At 72.9% G+C, this 14,931-nt stretch carries 15 protein-coding genes, 1 tRNA gene, 1 other RNA gene and 1 pseudogene; 11 read left to right on the top strand and 7 right to left on the bottom strand.

From position 1 onward, the window contains the following. Positions 1–46: 46 nt before the first annotated feature. From ACIQI7_RS06725 to ACIQI7_RS06700, 6 genes are all read right to left on the bottom strand, one after another. Entirely contained in the window at positions 47–757 is a 711-nt protein-coding gene (locus ACIQI7_RS06725; RefSeq protein ID WP_401105824.1) for a hypothetical protein, read from the bottom strand. 22 nt (positions 758–779) lie between these two features. Beyond that, complete coding sequence (locus ACIQI7_RS06720) at positions 780–1,466, bottom strand: pentapeptide repeat-containing protein (protein WP_401105822.1); 687 nt, start codon at positions 1,464–1,466, stop codon at positions 780–782. Positions 1,467–1,538: 72 nt separating this feature from the next. Further along, positions 1,539–1,709, bottom strand: coding sequence for a multiple cyclophane-containing RiPP AmcA (gene amcA, locus ACIQI7_RS06715; protein WP_401105820.1), 171 nt, complete (start codon positions 1,707–1,709; stop codon positions 1,539–1,541). Further along, positions 1,706–2,848: a cyclophane-forming radical SAM peptide maturase AmcB gene (gene amcB, locus ACIQI7_RS06710; RefSeq protein WP_401105818.1), complete on the bottom strand. Its 1,143-nt coding sequence runs from the start codon at positions 2,846–2,848 to the stop codon at positions 1,706–1,708. Before amcB ends, amcA begins: the two co-directional genes overlap by 4 nt. Positions 2,849–2,866: 18 nt before the next feature. Continuing rightward, the gene (locus ACIQI7_RS06705; protein WP_401105816.1) at positions 2,867–3,055 is read right to left on the bottom strand and encodes a hypothetical protein; all 189 of its coding nucleotides are present in this window, start codon (positions 3,053–3,055) and stop codon (positions 2,867–2,869) included. After that, positions 3,052–3,480, bottom strand: a complete 429-nt coding sequence (locus tag ACIQI7_RS06700) for an ATP-binding protein (protein ID WP_401105815.1) — start codon at positions 3,478–3,480, stop codon at positions 3,052–3,054. The genes ACIQI7_RS06705 and ACIQI7_RS06700 overlap by 4 nt, the downstream gene beginning before the upstream one ends. A gap of 267 nt (positions 3,481–3,747) precedes the next feature. On the opposite strand from ACIQI7_RS06700, the gene ACIQI7_RS06695 reads away from it, so the two are divergent. Beyond that, on the top strand, positions 3,748–4,491 hold the full coding sequence (locus tag ACIQI7_RS06695) for a helix-turn-helix domain-containing protein (protein ID WP_401105813.1): 744 nt from the start codon (positions 3,748–3,750) through the stop codon (positions 4,489–4,491). Between the two features lie 79 nt (positions 4,492–4,570). Here the strand turns inward: ACIQI7_RS06695 and ACIQI7_RS06690 are convergent. Next, a tRNA-Ser gene (locus ACIQI7_RS06690) sits at positions 4,571–4,655 on the bottom strand. 107 nt (positions 4,656–4,762) lie between these two features. Between ACIQI7_RS06690 and ffs the strand changes: the two genes are divergently transcribed. The 10 genes and pseudogenes from ffs to ACIQI7_RS06640 all read left to right on the top strand — a co-directional run bounded on the left by ffs (position 4,763) and on the right by ACIQI7_RS06640 (position 14,931). After that, positions 4,763–4,860: signal recognition particle sRNA small type (ffs, locus tag ACIQI7_RS06685), an RNA gene on the top strand. Between the two features lie 65 nt (positions 4,861–4,925). Then, entirely contained in the window at positions 4,926–7,097 is a 2,172-nt protein-coding gene (locus tag ACIQI7_RS06680) for a DNA polymerase III subunit gamma and tau (RefSeq protein ID WP_401105810.1), read from the top strand. Between the two features lie 146 nt (positions 7,098–7,243). After that, positions 7,244–7,582 (top strand): YbaB/EbfC family nucleoid-associated protein, encoded by a 339-nt coding sequence (locus ACIQI7_RS06675; protein ID WP_387753174.1) that lies wholly within the window; start codon positions 7,244–7,246, stop codon positions 7,580–7,582. Between the two features lie 234 nt (positions 7,583–7,816). Next, the gene (gene recR, locus ACIQI7_RS06670; RefSeq protein WP_355259448.1) at positions 7,817–8,416 is read left to right on the top strand and encodes a recombination mediator RecR; all 600 of its coding nucleotides are present in this window, start codon (positions 7,817–7,819) and stop codon (positions 8,414–8,416) included. Continuing rightward, positions 8,409–9,122, top strand: a complete 714-nt coding sequence (locus tag ACIQI7_RS06665) for a DUF5063 domain-containing protein (protein ID WP_401105807.1) — start codon at positions 8,409–8,411, stop codon at positions 9,120–9,122. The genes recR and ACIQI7_RS06665 overlap by 8 nt, the downstream gene beginning before the upstream one ends. Before the next feature lie 357 nt (positions 9,123–9,479). Further along, entirely contained in the window at positions 9,480–10,760 is a 1,281-nt protein-coding gene (locus tag ACIQI7_RS06660; RefSeq protein ID WP_401105805.1) for an aspartate kinase, read from the top strand. 124 nt (positions 10,761–10,884) lie between these two features. Then, positions 10,885–11,962: pseudogene (locus ACIQI7_RS06655) on the top strand (aspartate-semialdehyde dehydrogenase). Positions 11,963–12,253: 291 nt separating this feature from the next. After that, positions 12,254–12,799, top strand: a complete 546-nt coding sequence (locus tag ACIQI7_RS06650) for a SigE family RNA polymerase sigma factor (protein WP_359905665.1) — start codon at positions 12,254–12,256, stop codon at positions 12,797–12,799. Further along, complete coding sequence (locus tag ACIQI7_RS06645; protein WP_401105803.1) at positions 12,792–14,009, top strand: hypothetical protein; 1,218 nt, start codon at positions 12,792–12,794, stop codon at positions 14,007–14,009. Before ACIQI7_RS06650 ends, ACIQI7_RS06645 begins: the two co-directional genes overlap by 8 nt. A gap of 142 nt (positions 14,010–14,151) precedes the next feature. Further along, complete coding sequence (locus ACIQI7_RS06640) at positions 14,152–14,931, top strand: SURF1 family protein (protein WP_387752432.1); 780 nt, start codon at positions 14,152–14,154, stop codon at positions 14,929–14,931.

Raw genomic sequence — 14,931 nt, 5'->3', positions numbered from 1 at the left:
GGTGGCACCGCACGGGGATCTGCTGCACCTGACTGGGCACGTCAGGCTACGGCCGGGAGTACTCCGCGTGGCCAGTGGCCGAGCCAGAAGGTGGCGGTGGACGGCTGCGGCTGGCCCTCGGTGGAGCCGTCGTGAGGCAGGAGTTCGGTGGGGGCGATGTAGCCCTCGCCGGGCTCCAAGCGGATGCGGTAGACGCCGATCTGGTGGCCGCCAGCGATGTAGGCGCGCAGGTCGTCGGTGTGCGGGTAGCGGTTGACCGGTCGTGGTGGATGGTGCGGCAGATCGTCTGGATGTCGAGGGCGCCGAGCAGGAGGTAGCGGGTGCCCGGGCCGAGGTTGATGCACAGGCGTCGGCGGCCAGTGTGCTTGGTCTGGTAGTCGAGCTTGTCGCAGTTGTCGAGGTGCAGGCCGATGCGGCGGCCGTCCTTGTAGTTGGGGGTGGTGGTGAGGGCTTTGGCGGGGCTGGCGGCCTGGCCGAGGTGCACGGCGTCCGGGTCGCCGAGCGGGTCGGCGAGGGCGGCCAGGCTGGTCGGTGGCGGGCCGTCGGGGAGCTTGATCAGCTCCACCAGTGTGCTGTCGGAGGTGCCGGTGGTCGGCTTGAGGCTCGCGGCCAGCTCGGTGGTCAGGGGGCGCCAGGGGCCGGCGGGCAGGATGGCCCCGTCTTCGTACTCCGGTTCGCCGCTGGCTATGCGGACGCCGGTGACCTCGCACCGCTCGATGAGGGCGGCGGGGTCGGTGTGGGCGATGGCGAGGTTCATTCCGGGCTCCTCCCGGTTGGTCTCACCGGCGGTCGTCGAGGGTGTCTGCGAAGGTCACGTCCAGCTCCGCGATCAGGGCTTCGGCGAGTTCGGCCTGCTGGGTCCGGTCGATGATGACCTTGCCGAGGTGGGCGGCTCCCCGGATGCTGCTTAGGTCGCTTCCGCGCAGGTCGAGGTCCTGGTACTTGCCTCGGCCGAAGTCAGTCAGCCGCAGGTTGCAGGCGTCGAGGACGGCCCGGCTGAGGTCGCTGCCGGTGAACGTCGCCTCGTTCAGGACGCACTTGGAGAAGGCCAGCGGGCCGGTGGCCCGGACCTGCTCGAAGGTGCTGTAGTCGAGCTTGCAGCTCTCGAACAGCACGTTGTCCAGGGTCACGCCTGCGAGGTTGGCACCCATGATCTTGCAGTTGCGGAAGACGACACGGGAGAGCTTGGCGTCGCTGATGCGGGCGGAGCCGAGGTCGCAGGAGTCGAACTCGATCGAGTCGAGGCGGACCTTGTCGAGCTGGGCGCGGTCGGCCCGCAGTCCGGTGACGCGGCCGGTGATGAGGCTGGTGTCGGTGAGGTCCAGGTCCCGCGGGTCGGCGTCGCCGTACTGGAAGTCCTGGACGATGCCCCGCGCGGAGTCGAGCGTTTGGACGTTGGACAGGTAGAGGCCGGGCTCGTTCAGACTGGGCAGGGTCACGGTGACGCGGCCGAAGGTGCTGTCCACGGTCTTGCTCCGCTCTCTCGGTTCGGGGCCGGGCCCGCACCGTGGGTGCGGGCCCGGGTGGTTCAGGTGGCGCTACTTGCTGTTCTTGTTGTCCCAGGTCGGCCGGTTGTCGAACGCCGGTCCGGGGTTGTCCCAGGTCGGTCGGTTGTCGAACTTGGCGACCGCGGGGCCGGTCAGGGTGCCGGTGGTGAGGTCGGCGACCACCGGGGCGTCGGTGGTGGCCAGCAGTTCGAGCAGGGTCATGCTGCTTGTTCCTCTCGGACGGTATCGGACAGTGCGGTGATGAGGGCCTGCCTGGACACGCGGCAGTAGTTCGTCTCGGTGGTGTCCAGGCGGCCGTTCTCGAAGTAGCGATTGCCGGCCTGGGCCCCTCGGCAGAAGCCGAAGAACTCGCAGGTGGCCTCGCACTCGTCCAGGCCGGTCAGGAACTCGCGCACGTAACGCAGGTCGTGCGCGCGGTCCAGCATGGAGCCGATGCTCAGCTCCATGACGTTGCCGGCCCGGAAGTCCTCGTAGGCCGGGTCTTTGATCCCGGCGAGCTCGGGCGAGAGCAGGACGACGTCTCCGGCGGAGGAGACGGTCGGTATGGGGTCGATCAGCATTCCGTCCGGGACCGCCGAGCCACCGGCGCGGGCTGCCCGCAGATAGCCGCCGAGGCGGTCGACCTCACGGACAGTCAATTCCTTGTGCTGCCGGGACCAGGCGATGGTGCGGCGCCAGAACTCGCGGGCCTGTTCGACGGTGGGTACCAGGCGGTCGGTGTTGACGCCCTCCGTCTCCTCCATGTTCAGGCCGACGCTGTAGCAGCCGAGGCCGGCCATGAAGCCCAGCAGCCCCTCGGGGTTGCCGATGCTCTCCGCGCTGACGACCGCGATCACCGCGAACCGCACGCCGTGCTCGCGCAGGCAGCCGATGCCCTTCATGATCCGGTCGAACGCGGGCCGCCCGGCCCAGTCGACGCGCTGCCGGTTGAGTGCAGCCGGGCCGTCGATGCTCACCCTGACCCGGAACCCGTACTCGGTCAGGAACTCGCACCAGGCGGGGTTGAGCAGGACGGCGTTGGTCTGCACCGAGTGCTCGACCAGTCCGGCCCGCCGCAGCGGCTCGAAGGGTGCCAGCAGCTCGGCGAAGCGCCGGCGGCCGATCACCAGCGGCTCACCGGCGTGCCAGATGATCTCGACCGGCTTCGGGGCGGCGGGGCCCACCAGCTCGGCGACCGAGCGGGCGACGGCCTCGGCGACCTCGACCGGCATCGGCGTGCGGCGGCCGCCGTCGGGGAGGTAGCAGTAGGTGCAGTTGAGGTTGCAGAAGCCGTCCGGCTGGACGACGTACGCCTCCGGACGGCGGGCGATGCGGCGCCGGTAGCGGGCCAAGGTCTGCATCGTGCGGGCTCCTTCGCATCAGAGGGACGATGTCGGCGGTTCGGCATCGGGTGCTGAGGCTGCGATCTCGGGCTGGGGGCCGCCGGTGAGCTGGTGGTCGGCCACGGCGCCGAGCAGGCCGAGGACGACGAGATGGCCGGTCATCCAGACCGCCTGCAGCACGGTCGCGATCGGGTCGCGGGCCTGACCCCGGTGCTGGCCCGTCACGGCTTCCTCCCAAGTCGCAGGTCGGCGTGGACGGTCTTGCCGAACGGCTCAGGGACGGCGCCCCATTGGCCCCGGGTGAGCTTGTGGACGAGGTCGACACCGCGACCGGACACGTCGCCGTCGTCTGCCTCGATCCGCACCGGCAGGACCCGGCAGCCGTCAGTCACCGAGATCCGCACCGAGGCCGCCGTCAGGCGGATGATCCGGAGCGTCATCTCCAAGCGACAGCCGGTCTTCGCGGCGTTGGTGACCAGCTCCGAGACCACCAGCACGGCGTCGTCGACCAGGTCGCCCAAGCCCCAGCCGGTCAGCGCCGCCTGAACCAGCTGCCGGGCCCGCGAGGCCGAGCCAGGCTCGTAGGGCAGATCTGTGCTCAGCTCGGCGAGCGCCACCGGGGGCTCCAGCACGGCGACCGCTCCCGTCACGCTCGCCCGCCCCGGTGGGGCAGCTCGGTGGCCGGGGCTCGTCCGGAACAACTGGAGGAGAAGGGCATGGCGAACTCCAGAGGTGAGGGCAGGAGGAGAGGCCGCCACCGAGGGGGTGTCCGGCGGCGCTCATCCAGTGAATGACTCCCAACTCCACCGTGGTGAGGCAAAGTTCACTGCCGGAAGGTCTGCCGCCAACCGGAAAACTTGACGATCTCATTACCCGAAGCCCTGCACAGCAGGTGACAACACGGCTACGTTGACCGCATGGTGGCCAATGTCGCTCTCCGCCGCAGAATGGCCGAACGCCGCATGACCAAGGCTGAGTTGGCGCGCGAGGTGAACGCCGAGATCAGGACCCTCACCGGGAAGCCGGGCACCGTATCAGAGCGCACGGTGCACAACTGGCTGACCGGCGTGACCCGGTGGCCCCCAGGGAAGATCCGGGTAGCGCTCGGTGCAGTATTCGACTGCACGCCCGAACAGCTCGGCTTCCTCCCCACAGGCCGGGCCCGCACCACACCGGAGGCAGACGTGAGGCGACGCGACTTCATAACGGCCGCCGGCGGGACCGCCGTCGCAGTCATCGCCCACGGCGTGGCCGACGCCGCACCACGCCGGATCGGCACCGCCGACATCCAGCGGCTGGAAGCGCGCTTCGCCGAGGTCATCGCCAGCGACCACCGCCACGGCGGCCGGGTCAGCATCGAGACCAGGGCCGTACAACTCGCAGATGAAGCCCTCGCCCTCCAAGAGCACGGCACCGCGTCCCAGCGCATCCGCGCGGCTTTGTACGCCTGCGCGGCCTCCTTCATGTCGTCCGCCATGTGGGCGGCGATCGACGGCCGCCGCTTCGAAGCCGCCCTTCAGCACCACCAGAAGGCTGCCTCCATCGCCGCCACGAAAGGGCCGCCTACGGTCGCGGTAGCCTCCCCGCGGACCTACACCAAGCCCCGCAGCCGTCCTTGGGGCCGCGCCGAGGGGCCTCTGGGTCGCCCAAAGCCGAAATGAGACCAGAACTGAGACCACGCAACGACGAGGGCCCCGACCGCTGAGCGGTCGGGGCCCTCGTTTGCCCTGGTGGGCGAGGCGGAGGATACGAGATTCGAACTCGTGAGGGGTTGCCCCCAACACGCTTTCCAAGCGTGCGCCCTAGGCCTCTAGGCGAATCCTCCGTGGGAGAGCTTAGTACATGTTTCGGGGTGCTCGCGACCACCGATCCCGCAGGCGGGAGGGCGGGGGTGCCTGTGGATCCTCGGGGCGGGGATCCGGTAGTGTGGGTGTCAGCCCCTCGTGTGGCGTTATCTCTCTGAACCCCCCCCAGGGCCGGAAGGCAGCAAGGGTAGGAGGGCTCTGACGGGTGCACGAGGGGTCTTCGCGTTCCCGGGGCCCGGTGGGAGCGAGGGGCGACGCGTTTGTCGGTCCGTCCCGATATCGTCGGGGGTGTGTCCCTAGCCCTGTACCGCCGCTACCGCCCCGAGACCTTCGCGGAGGTCATCGGGCAGGAGCACGTGACCGCTCCGCTCCAGCAGGCCCTGCGCAACAACAGGGTCAACCACGCGTACCTGTTCAGCGGGCCGCGCGGCTGTGGCAAGACGACGAGCGCGCGCATCCTGGCCCGTTGCCTCAACTGCGAGCAGGGGCCGACGCCGACGCCCTGCGGGGAGTGCCAGTCCTGCCGTGACCTCGCGACCGGCGGGCCCGGGTCGATCGACGTGATCGAGATCGACGCCGCCTCGCACGGTGGTGTGGACGACGCGCGCGAGCTGCGCGAGCGGGCGTTCTTCGCGCCGGTGCACAGCCGGTACAAGATCTTCATCCTGGACGAGGCGCACATGGTGACCTCGGCCGGCTTCAACGCGCTGCTCAAGGTGGTGGAGGAGCCGCCGGAGCACCTCAAGTTCATCTTCGCGACCACCGAGCCGGAGAAGGTGATCGGGACGATCCGGTCCCGGACGCACCACTACCCGTTCCGGCTGGTCCCGCCCGGCACGCTGCGCGACTACCTGGCGGAGGTGTGCGGCCGGGAGGGGATCCAGGTCGAGGACGCCGTGTTCCCGCTGGTGGTGCGGGCGGGCGCCGGGTCGGTGCGTGACTCGATGTCGGTGATGGACCAGCTGCTGGCCGGGGCCGGCGAGGGCGGCGTCACGTACCAGATGGCCACGGCGCTGCTCGGGTACACCGACTCCGCGCTGCTGGACGAGGTGGTGGACGCCTTCGCCGCGCACGACGGGGCGACGGTGTTCCAGGCCGTCGACCGGGTGGTCGAGGGCGGGCACGACCCGCGCCGCTTCGTCACCGACCTGCTGGAGCGGCTGCGCGACCTGGTGATCCTGGCCACCGTTCCGGACGCGGGGGAGAAGGGGCTGATCGACGCCCCGGCCGACCGGGTCGCGGTGATGCAGGCGCAGGCGGACGCGTTCGGCGCGGCCGAGCTGAGCCGGGCCGCCGACATCGTCAACACCGGGCTGACCGAGATGCGCGGCAACGCGGCGCCCCGGCTGCAGCTGGAGCTGATCTGCGCCCGGGTGATGCTGCCGGGCGCGTACAGCGACGAGCTGTCGTTGCAGGCGCGGCTGGACAAGCTGGAGCGGCGGGCGTCCGCGGGCGGGTTCGCCGCGCCGATGGCCGTCCCCGGGGGGATGCCGATGGCGGCCCCGGTGGCCCCGGCGGCGGCCGCCCCGGCCGGGGCGGCTCCGGCGGCCGAAGCGCCGGTGGCCCCCGCTCCCGTACCGGTTGCGCAGCCCGTGCAGGCCCCGCCGCCCGCTGCCGCGCCCGCCGGACCGGCCGCGCCGGCGCCGGGTGCCTGGCCGATCCCGCGCAGCTTCCCGCCCGCCGGTGGTGCCCCCGCAGGTGGTGCCCCCGCCGCGCCTCCCGCGGCGCAGCCGCAGGCGGCCCCCGTCCCGGCACCGACCCCCCCACCGGCCCCCGCCCCCGCTCCGGCGGCCCCCGGCGGGCAGCCGTCGGCGTCCGCGCAGCAGGGTGCCGCGCAGGTGCGGCAGCTGTGGCCGCAGATCCTGGAGGCGGTGAAGAACCGCCGCCGCTTCACCTGGATCCTGCTCAGCCAGAACGGTCAGGTGGCCGGGTTCGACGGCAGCGTGCTCCAGGTGTCCTTCATCAACGCCGGCGCCCGGGACAGCTTCGTCGGCAGCAACAGCGACGACGTGCTGCGCGCCGCGCTGGCCGACGCGCTGGGCGTGGACTGGCGGATCGAGTGCATCGTCGACCCGTCCGGCGGCACCGCCGGCCCGGGTGGTGGCGCTCCGGGTGGTGGCGCTCCGGGCGGTGCGGCCCAGGGCGGCGGGGGCTGGGGAGCCCCGGCGCGTCCGGCGGCCGCCGCGCCGCCGATGCCCGCCCCCGCCCCGGCCCCCGTCCAGGCTCCGCCGGTCCAGGCGGCGCCCGCGCCCGTCCAGGCCCCGCCGGTGCGGTCCGCGCCGGTGCAGGCCCCGCCGCCGGTGGTGGCGCCGGCCCCTCCGGTGCGGTCGGTGGCGCCGGAGGACGACATCCCGGAGGAGGACGACCCGGACCTCAAGGAGGACGTGTTCTCCGGCCAGGAGCTGATCATCCGCGAGCTGGGCGCGACGGTGCTGGAGGAGATCCACCACCAGGGTTCCTGACCCGCGCCCCCGTCCCCCGGAACGACGGGCCCCTGAGGCGACCCTGAACCGGGCCCCGCTCCGGGGCCCGGAGTGGCGGGCAGCACGTAGGCTCGGCGGTGACGGACGAAGCACCGCACGACAGCCGTGACAGCAAGGAGACAGCCGTGTTCCCCGGTGGTGGCCAGCCCAACATGCAGCAGCTGATGAAGCAGGCGCAGAAGATGCAGCAGGAGTTCGCGAAGGCCCAGCAGGAGCTGGCCGACACGAAGGTGAACGGGACGGCGGGCGGCGGCCTGGTCGAGGCGACGGTGACCGGTGCCGGTGAGCTGGTGGCGCTGACCATCGCCCCGGCGGCCGTGGACCCGGAGGACACCGAGACCCTGGCCGACCTGATCCTGGCGGCCGTCCGGGACGCCAACCAGACCGCGCAGAAGATGCAGGCCGAGCGGATGGGCCCGCTGACCCAGGGCCTGGGCGGCGGCATCCCCGGTCTGCCGTTCTGACGGCGGGCTTCCCGGCGCAGAAGGTCTGAAGTTCAGACGACAGACCCATGTGATTTATGTGGGAGTCGGGCGTCGGGCGCTGTGTCCGACGCCCGATTCGTTGGATGATGGCACCGGAACACCACCGGCCGTCCGGTGCCACCGGCCGCTCAGCACGACCGGCCACCGGCCCGACCGGCCACCCCGGCCCGACCGGCCACCGGCACCACCGACCATCCGAAGGAAGGCGCGACGTTGTACGAGGGCGTGGTTCAGGACCTGATCGACGAACTGGGCAGGCTGCCCGGCGTCGGGCCCAAGAGCGCCCAGCGGATCGCCTTCCACGTGCTGCAGGCCGACCCGACCGACGTGCGCCGGCTGGCGCACGCCCTGCTGGAGGTCAAGGACAAGGTCCGCTTCTGCGTGGTCTGCGGCAACGTCGCGGAGGCCGAGCAGTGCCGGGTCTGCCTGGACCCGCGCCGCGACCTCGCCGTCATCTGCGTGGTCGAGGAGTCCAAGGACGTCGTCGCCATCGAGCGCACCCGTGAGTTCCGCGGCCGCTACCACGTGCTGGGCGGCGCGATCAGCCCCATCGAGGGCGTCGGCCCGGACGACCTGCGGATCCGCGAGCTGCTGGCGCGCCTCGCGGACGGCACGGTCACCGAGCTGATCCTGGCCACCGACCCCAACCTGGAGGGGGAGGCGACCGCCACCTACCTGGCCCGGCTCTGCAAGCCGATGGGCCTGAAGGTGACCCGTCTGGCGAGCGGCCTGCCCGTCGGCGGGGATCTGGAGTACGCGGACGAGGTCACCCTCGGCCGCGCCTTCGAAGGGAGACGACTGCTCGATGTCTGACCGGACGATCAACCAGCAGCCCCACACCCCCCACCAGCAGTCCCACGGGGCCCCGGGGGCACACGCCCCGCACACCCACGGCCACGGCTCGGAGCCGGACGACTTCGCCGTGCAGATCGCCGACTCGGTGGAGAGCTTCGTGCTCGCCGTCACCGAGGTCGCCAAGGGCGACGAGCCCGGCAGCGCGGTCTCGCTGCTGCTCCTGGAGGTCTCGCAGCTGCTGCTGGCCGGCGGCCGGCTGGGCGCGATCGAGGACGTCGTCCCGGAGGACCGGTTCGAGCCGGACGCCGGTCCCGAGCCGGACGGCGAGCAGCTGCGCGAGCGCCTCGCCGAGCTGCTCGCGCCGATCGACGTCTACCACGAGGTCTTCGACCCGTACGGCCCGCCGGAGAAGCCCAACGCCTTCCGGATCTCGGACGACCTGGCCGGCGTGGTCGGCGAGCTCCAGCACGGCCTGACCCACTACCGCGAGGGCCGGGTCAGCGAGGCGCTGTGGTGGTGGCAGTTCTCGTACCTCTCCAACTGGGGCACGACCTGCACGGCGGTGCTGCGGGCCCTGCAGTCGCTGATCGCCCACGTCCGGCTGGACAGCCCGATCGGCGCGGTGCCGGACGGCGCGGACACCGACGACGACGGGCTCACCGACGAGCAGCTGGAGCAGCAGGCGGGCGACCTGATGGCGGCCGAGCTGGGCCTCGGGCGGTAGTCCCGTCGGGCGCGCGGCCCGTCCGGGCGCGGGGCTGTTCAGGAAGCCGTGGGCGGTATTCCGCGACGGCGTCCACGGATTGTGACGAATGCCTCAGCGGCCCGGCCGGAAAAGAAATCCGATCGGATCGCCGCACCCCGATCCGCCGATTCTTCGGAGCCGTACCGGATCCCCCGCAGACCTGACGGCGGAGCCGCCCGCACCGCCGTTCACGTGCTGAAACCACCATCTCACCATATGGAAAGCGCCGGTCGGAGCACCCCTGCTCGGTAGACTGACGAGGACCGCACCCCCCTCTCCCCAGGGGGGTACGGGGGCCCGCGGCCCCCGGAAGAGACTTCGAGTCGAGGAGCGCACGTGGGCCTTGTCGTGCAGAAGTACGGCGGCTCATCCGTTGCGGATGCCGAAGGCATCAAGCGCGTGGCCCGCCGAATCGTTGACGCCAAGAAGGCCGGCCATGAGGTCGTCGTCGTGGTGTCCGCGATGGGCGACACGACGGACGAGCTCATCGAACTCGCGGAGCAGGTGTCACCGCTGCCTGCCGGCCGTGAGTTCGACATGCTGCTGACCGCTGGAGAGCGCATCTCCATGGCGCTGCTGGCCATGGCGATCAAATCGCTGGGGCACGAGGCGCAGTCCTTCACGGGCAGCCAGGCCGGCGTCATCACCGACTCCGTCCACAACAAGGCGCGCATCATCGACGTGACGCCCGGCCGCATCCGCACCGCCCTGGACGAGGGCAACATCGCGATCGTGGCCGGCTTCCAGGGCGTCTCCCAGACCAGCAAGGACATCACCACGCTGGGCCGGGGCGGCTCGGACACCACCGCGGTGGCGCTCGCCGCCGCGCTCAAGGCCGAGGTCTGCGAGATCTACACCGACGTGGACGGCGTGTTCACCGCCGACCCGCGCGTGGTGAAGAAGGCCCGCAAGATCGACTGGATCGCCTACGAGGACATGCTGGAGCTGGCCTCGTCGGGGTCCAAGGTGCTGCTCGACCGGTGCGTCGAGTACGCCCGTCGCTACAACATCCCGATTCACGTACGCTCGTCCTTCTCGGGTCTTCCCGGGACGATCGTCAGCAACGACAACCCGAACCAGCCCGAAGGGGGCGAGATGGAGCAGGCCATCATCTCCGGAGTCGCCCACGACACCTCCGAGGCCAAGGTCACCGTCGTCGGCGTGCCCGACAAGCCGGGCGAGGCGGCGCGCATCTTCCGCGCCATCGCCGACGCCGAGGTCAACATCGACATGGTGGTGCAGAACGTCTCCGCCGCGTCGACCGGCCTGACCGACATCTCCTTCACCCTGCCCAAGACCGAGGGCCAGAAGGCCATCGACGCGCTGGGCCGGGTCAAGGAGGGCATCGGCTTCGAGTCGCTGCGCTACGACGACGCGATCGGCAAGATCTCGCTGGTCGGCGCCGGGATGCGCTCCAACCCGGGCGTGACGGCGACCTTCTTCGAGGCGCTGTCCGCCGCGGGCGTCAACATCGAGCTGATCTCCACGTCGGAGATCCGGATCTCGGTGGTCACCCGCGCCGAGGACGTGCCGGAGGCCGTCCGCGCCGTGCACAGCGCCTTCGGCCTGGACAGCGAGAGCGACGAGGCCGTCGTCTACGGCGGCACCGGGCGATGACCCGCGGGCGGAACGGCGGCACCGGGCGATGACCCGCGGGCGGAACGGCGGCACCGGGCGATGACCCGCGGGCGGAACGGCGGCACCGGGCGATGACCCGGGCGCCGGGCCGGGACGCCGGGCGATGACCCGGCGTCCGAACCTCGCCGTCGTCGGCGCCACCGGCGCGGTCGGCGAGGTGCTGCTCGGACTGCTCTCGCTCCGCCAGGACGTCTGGGGCGGGATCCGCCTCGTCGCCTCCCCGCGCTCGGCCGGCCGCGAGGCGGTGGTGCGCGGGGAGACCGTCGAGGTCGTCCCGCTGACCGAGGAGGCCTTCGCGGGGATCGACGTCGCGGTGTTCGCCGTGCCCGAGCCGGTCTCCGCCCGGTGGGCGCCGGTCGCGGCGGCCAAGGGCGTCGTGGTGATCGACGACTCGGCCGCCTTCCGCACCGCCGGGGACGTGCCGCTGGTCGTCCCGGAGGTCAACGCGCCCGCGCTGCGGATCCGCCCGCGCGGCATCGTCGCCAGCCCGGCCGGCACCACCCTCGCGATGATCGCCGCGGTGGGCGCGCTGCACGCCGAGTACGGGCTGGCGCAGCTCGTGGTCGCCTCCTACCAGGCCGCCGACGGCGAGGGCCGGGCCGGCGAGGCGGCGCTGCGCGCCCAGTCCGCGCTGGTGGCGGGCACCGAGGCCGGCCGGCAGACCGGCGACCTGCGCGCCCTGATCGCCGATCAGGGGCCGTTCGCCGCCCCGCTGGCGCTTCAACGCGGTGCCCTGGACCGGCGGGCTGCGCGAGGGCGGCTGGTCCGCCGAGGAGATGGGCATCCGCGACGAGTCCCGCAAGGTCCTCGGCCTGCCCGCCCTGAAGGTCTCGGCGACCTGCGTCCACATCCCGGTGGTCCGCACCCACGCGCTGGCCGTCCACGCGCGGTTCGAACGCGAGGTCACCCAGGAGCACGCGCAGGACATCCTGCGGGACGCGCCGGGCGTGGTCCTCTACGACGACCCGGCGGCGGGCGAGTTCCCGACGCCGAACGACGTGGTCGGGACGGACCCGGTCTGGGTCGTGCGGGTCCGGCGGGCGCTGGACGAGCCGGAGGCGCTGGACCTCTTCCTGTGCGGGGACAACCTGCGCAAGGGGGCGGCGCTCAACCTGGTGCAGCTGGCCGAACTGGTGGCGGCGGAGCTGACGGCGGGTCGGCCGGCGGAGCCGGGGGAGTAGCGTTCCGGGGCCCGCGCGCGTCCCGATGTGCCCCCTTGTGTCCACAGGTGTGTCCATACCTGTGTCCGCTCCTCGACACAATCTGTCCGGAATCCCGTGGGAATCCCCTGGAGGCCTCTTCCGCCGATGCGGAAGAATGGGCCCCGGGCCGGGCAACCATGACAGGGGATCGAGTGTCCAACGTGCGTGGCGAACGTGATGGTGGGGGCAAGGGCGGGCATCCCGGCGAGATCCGCGGTGTCCTTCCCGTCGCGCGCCCCGTGGCCTGCGAGTAGGCCGGAAGAAGACCAGATGACGGCGGCCGCACGCGGTGCGGCGGACTCCGGCGCCGGTACCGACGCGGGTACCAGCGAGGACCTGCTCACCGAGACCTACCAGGCGCACTACCGCTCGCTGCTGCGGCTCGCGGCGCTGCTCCTCGACGACCTCTCGACCTGCGAGGACGTCGTCCAGGAGGCGTTCATCCGGGTGCACGCCGCCCGGCGCCGGGTGCGCGAGCCCGAGAAGACCCTGGCGTACCTGCGGCAGACGGTCGTCAACCTGTCCCGCTCCACGCTGCGCCGGCGCATCCTCGGGCTGCGACTGCTGCCGAAGCCCATGCCTGACATGGCCAGTGCAGAAGAAGGTGCCTACGATGCCCTGGAGCGCGACCAGTTGAAGGCCGCGCTGCGTGGTCTGCAACGCCGTCAGCGGGAGGTTCTGGTGCTGCGTTACTTCGTGGACATGACGGAGGCGCAGGTCGCCGAGACCCTGGGCATCTCGCTCGGCTCGGTGAAGGCCTACGGCTCGCGCGGACTCGCCGCCCTCCGGGTCCAGATGGAGGCCGGACATGGCTGAGGCGGACGGCGGCCGACGGCGACCGGAGGACGGGGTTCCGAGTGCGGGGGCGCCCGGTGCGGACGGCCCCGCCGGCGAGGTCCCGGAGCTCCTGGACCTGTCCACCGAGGAACGGGCGCTGCGCGAGCTGCTGCACGGCGCCGTCTCCGGCATCCAGCCCGCGGCCGGCGGGCTGCCGCGGATCCGGCGGGCGGTACCCCGCCGCCGGGCCGCCCGGCGCGGCGCCTGGACCGGGGCGGCCGCGCTCGCCTTCGTCGTCGCGGTCGGCCTGCCCGTCCTGCACGAGGGGGAGCACCTCGGGCTCTCCGGCGGCCCCGGCTCGGCGGACACCGGGAGCCCGGCCGCCGCCTCCCCCAGCGGCACCGCCGGAACGGTCGGCGGCTCCGGTACGGCCCCGCACGCCGACCCGAGCGGCACCGGCGGCGCCACCCCGCCGCCCGGGACGGCCTCGGCCCCGCACACCCCCGGCGGCGGGCTGGCCCACACCGACGGCGGCGTCGCGCCCACCGGGACCTCCGGCGCCGGCGACGGCGGCATCGTCCTGCTCTGCACCCGCGCGGACCTCGGCGAGGGCGTCGCACAGGTCGGCCCGGCCGACGGGGCCGGGCGGATCTACGGCTCGTTCACCGTCTACAACGTCTCCGACCACAGCTGCCGGCTCGGCGGGCCGGGCTCGGTGGCGGTCACCACCGTCAGCGGCGGGGACCGCGGCCGCGTCCGCACCGCCGACCACACCCCGGGCGACCCGGCGGCCGGGCTGCCCGCGATGGACGGGGAGCCGCCGGTGCTCGCGCCGCGGGCCGGGTACCGGGTGCCGTTCGCCTGGGTCCCCGACCAGAGCTGCACCGGATCCGGCACGCTGACCGCCACGTCGAACGGGGTCAACCAGGCGGCCCTGCGCTCGAACGTCCCCGCCGTCGAGTCCGGCGCCCCGGCCTCCGCCCCCACCGACGCGCCCAGCGCCAACCCGCCGGCCTCCTCGTCCCCGTCGGCCGGCCCCACCACGGCCCCCAGCCCGACCGCGACCCCGACCGGCAACCCGACCACCGCGCCGACCGCGGTGACGATCGCCCACACCCCCGCCCCCGGCAGCCCGGCGGCGGCCACGGCGACCCTGCCGGTGTCGTGCGGCGGCACCGTCTACCGCGGCGGGGTCGAGGGCCCGGGCGGCCCGGCGCCGCAGCCGTCGGCCTCGCCGACGGCGGGGTGACCGCGGGGTGACCGCGGTCGGCGCGCCCCGCCGCCCGTGGCTCGGGCCGGACGCCGTGGCGGGCCGGTGGCCGCGGTGCCCGGTATCCCGTGTCCCGGGGCCCGGGGGCCGGGCGGGTGTGAGGAGTGGTTACCGTGGGGGTGTGTACCGGTTCCTCCTGACCCCGCGCTGGCTCGGCGGCACCGTCGTGGCCGTGGCGGCCGTGGCGGTGTGCCTGTGGCTGGGCTCCTGGCAGCTCGGCCGGTTCGAGGACCGGGTGTCCACGCACCAGGACGCCAAGCAGGCGGTCACCGCTTCGGGTGACGCCCGGCCGATCGACGAGCTGCTCAACCAGGCGGCCCCGCAGGTGAGCACGGAGACCGTCGGCAAGGCCGTCACGGTGACCGGAAGCTACGACACCGAACACCAACTGCTCGTCCCCAACCGGGTGGTGGACGGCAAGCAGGGCTACTACCTGCTCACCCCGCTGCGCACCGCCGACGGCCACGCCGTCGCCGTGGTGCGCGGCTGGGCGGCCGGGGACCCGGCCGCCGCCGGGCCGCCGCCGGGCGGTCAGGTGACGGTGACCGGGCGCCTGCAGGCCAACGAGTCGGTGGGCAGCAACGGCGCGGTGGCGGGCGGTCTGCCCGCCGGGCAGCTCGGCATGATCAACCGGGCGTCGCTGCTGAACGTGCTGGAGTACGACGGCTGGTACGACGGCTGGGTGGCCGCCGACGACGCGCCCGCCGGGCTGGCCCCCGTACCGACCGTGCAGCCGCAGGGCGGCGACGGGCTCACCCTGCGCGCGTTCCAGAACCTGGGCTACACCCTGGAGTGGTTCGTCTTCGGCGGGTTCGTGGTCTTCATGTGGTACCGCCTGGTGCGCCGCGAGGCGGAGGCGGAGCAGGACCGGGCCCTCGGGCTGGACCCGGTCCTGGACTGA

This window comes from Kitasatospora sp. NPDC092039 (assembly GCF_044756065.1).
Classification (GTDB): domain Bacteria; phylum Actinomycetota; class Actinomycetes; order Streptomycetales; family Streptomycetaceae; genus Kitasatospora.
Note: the sequence above shows the minus strand (reverse complement) of the source record. Positions and strands in the feature narration are given on the sequence as shown.

What these genes read in the sequence shown, in the direction of transcription:
- ACIQI7_RS06695 (WP_401105813.1), top strand. Translation starts at nt 3,748, where the DNA reads ATGGTGGCCAATGTCGCTCTCCGCCGCAGAATGGCCGAACGCCGCATG.
- ACIQI7_RS06665 (WP_401105807.1), top strand. Translation starts at nt 8,409, where the DNA reads ATGTCTGACCGGACGATCAACCAGCAGCCCCACACCCCCCACCAGCAG.
- amcA (WP_401105820.1), bottom strand. Translation starts at nt 1,709, where the DNA reads ATGACCCTGCTCGAACTGCTGGCCACCACCGACGCCCCGGTGGTCGCC.
- ACIQI7_RS06650 (WP_359905665.1), top strand. Translation starts at nt 12,254, where the DNA reads ATGACGGCGGCCGCACGCGGTGCGGCGGACTCCGGCGCCGGTACCGAC.
- amcB (WP_401105818.1), bottom strand. Translation starts at nt 2,848, where the DNA reads ATGCAGACCTTGGCCCGCTACCGGCGCCGCATCGCCCGCCGTCCGGAG.
- ACIQI7_RS06725 (WP_401105824.1), bottom strand. Translation starts at nt 757, where the DNA reads ATGAACCTCGCCATCGCCCACACCGACCCCGCCGCCCTCATCGAGCGG.
- ACIQI7_RS06645 (WP_401105803.1), top strand. Translation starts at nt 12,792, where the DNA reads ATGGCTGAGGCGGACGGCGGCCGACGGCGACCGGAGGACGGGGTTCCG.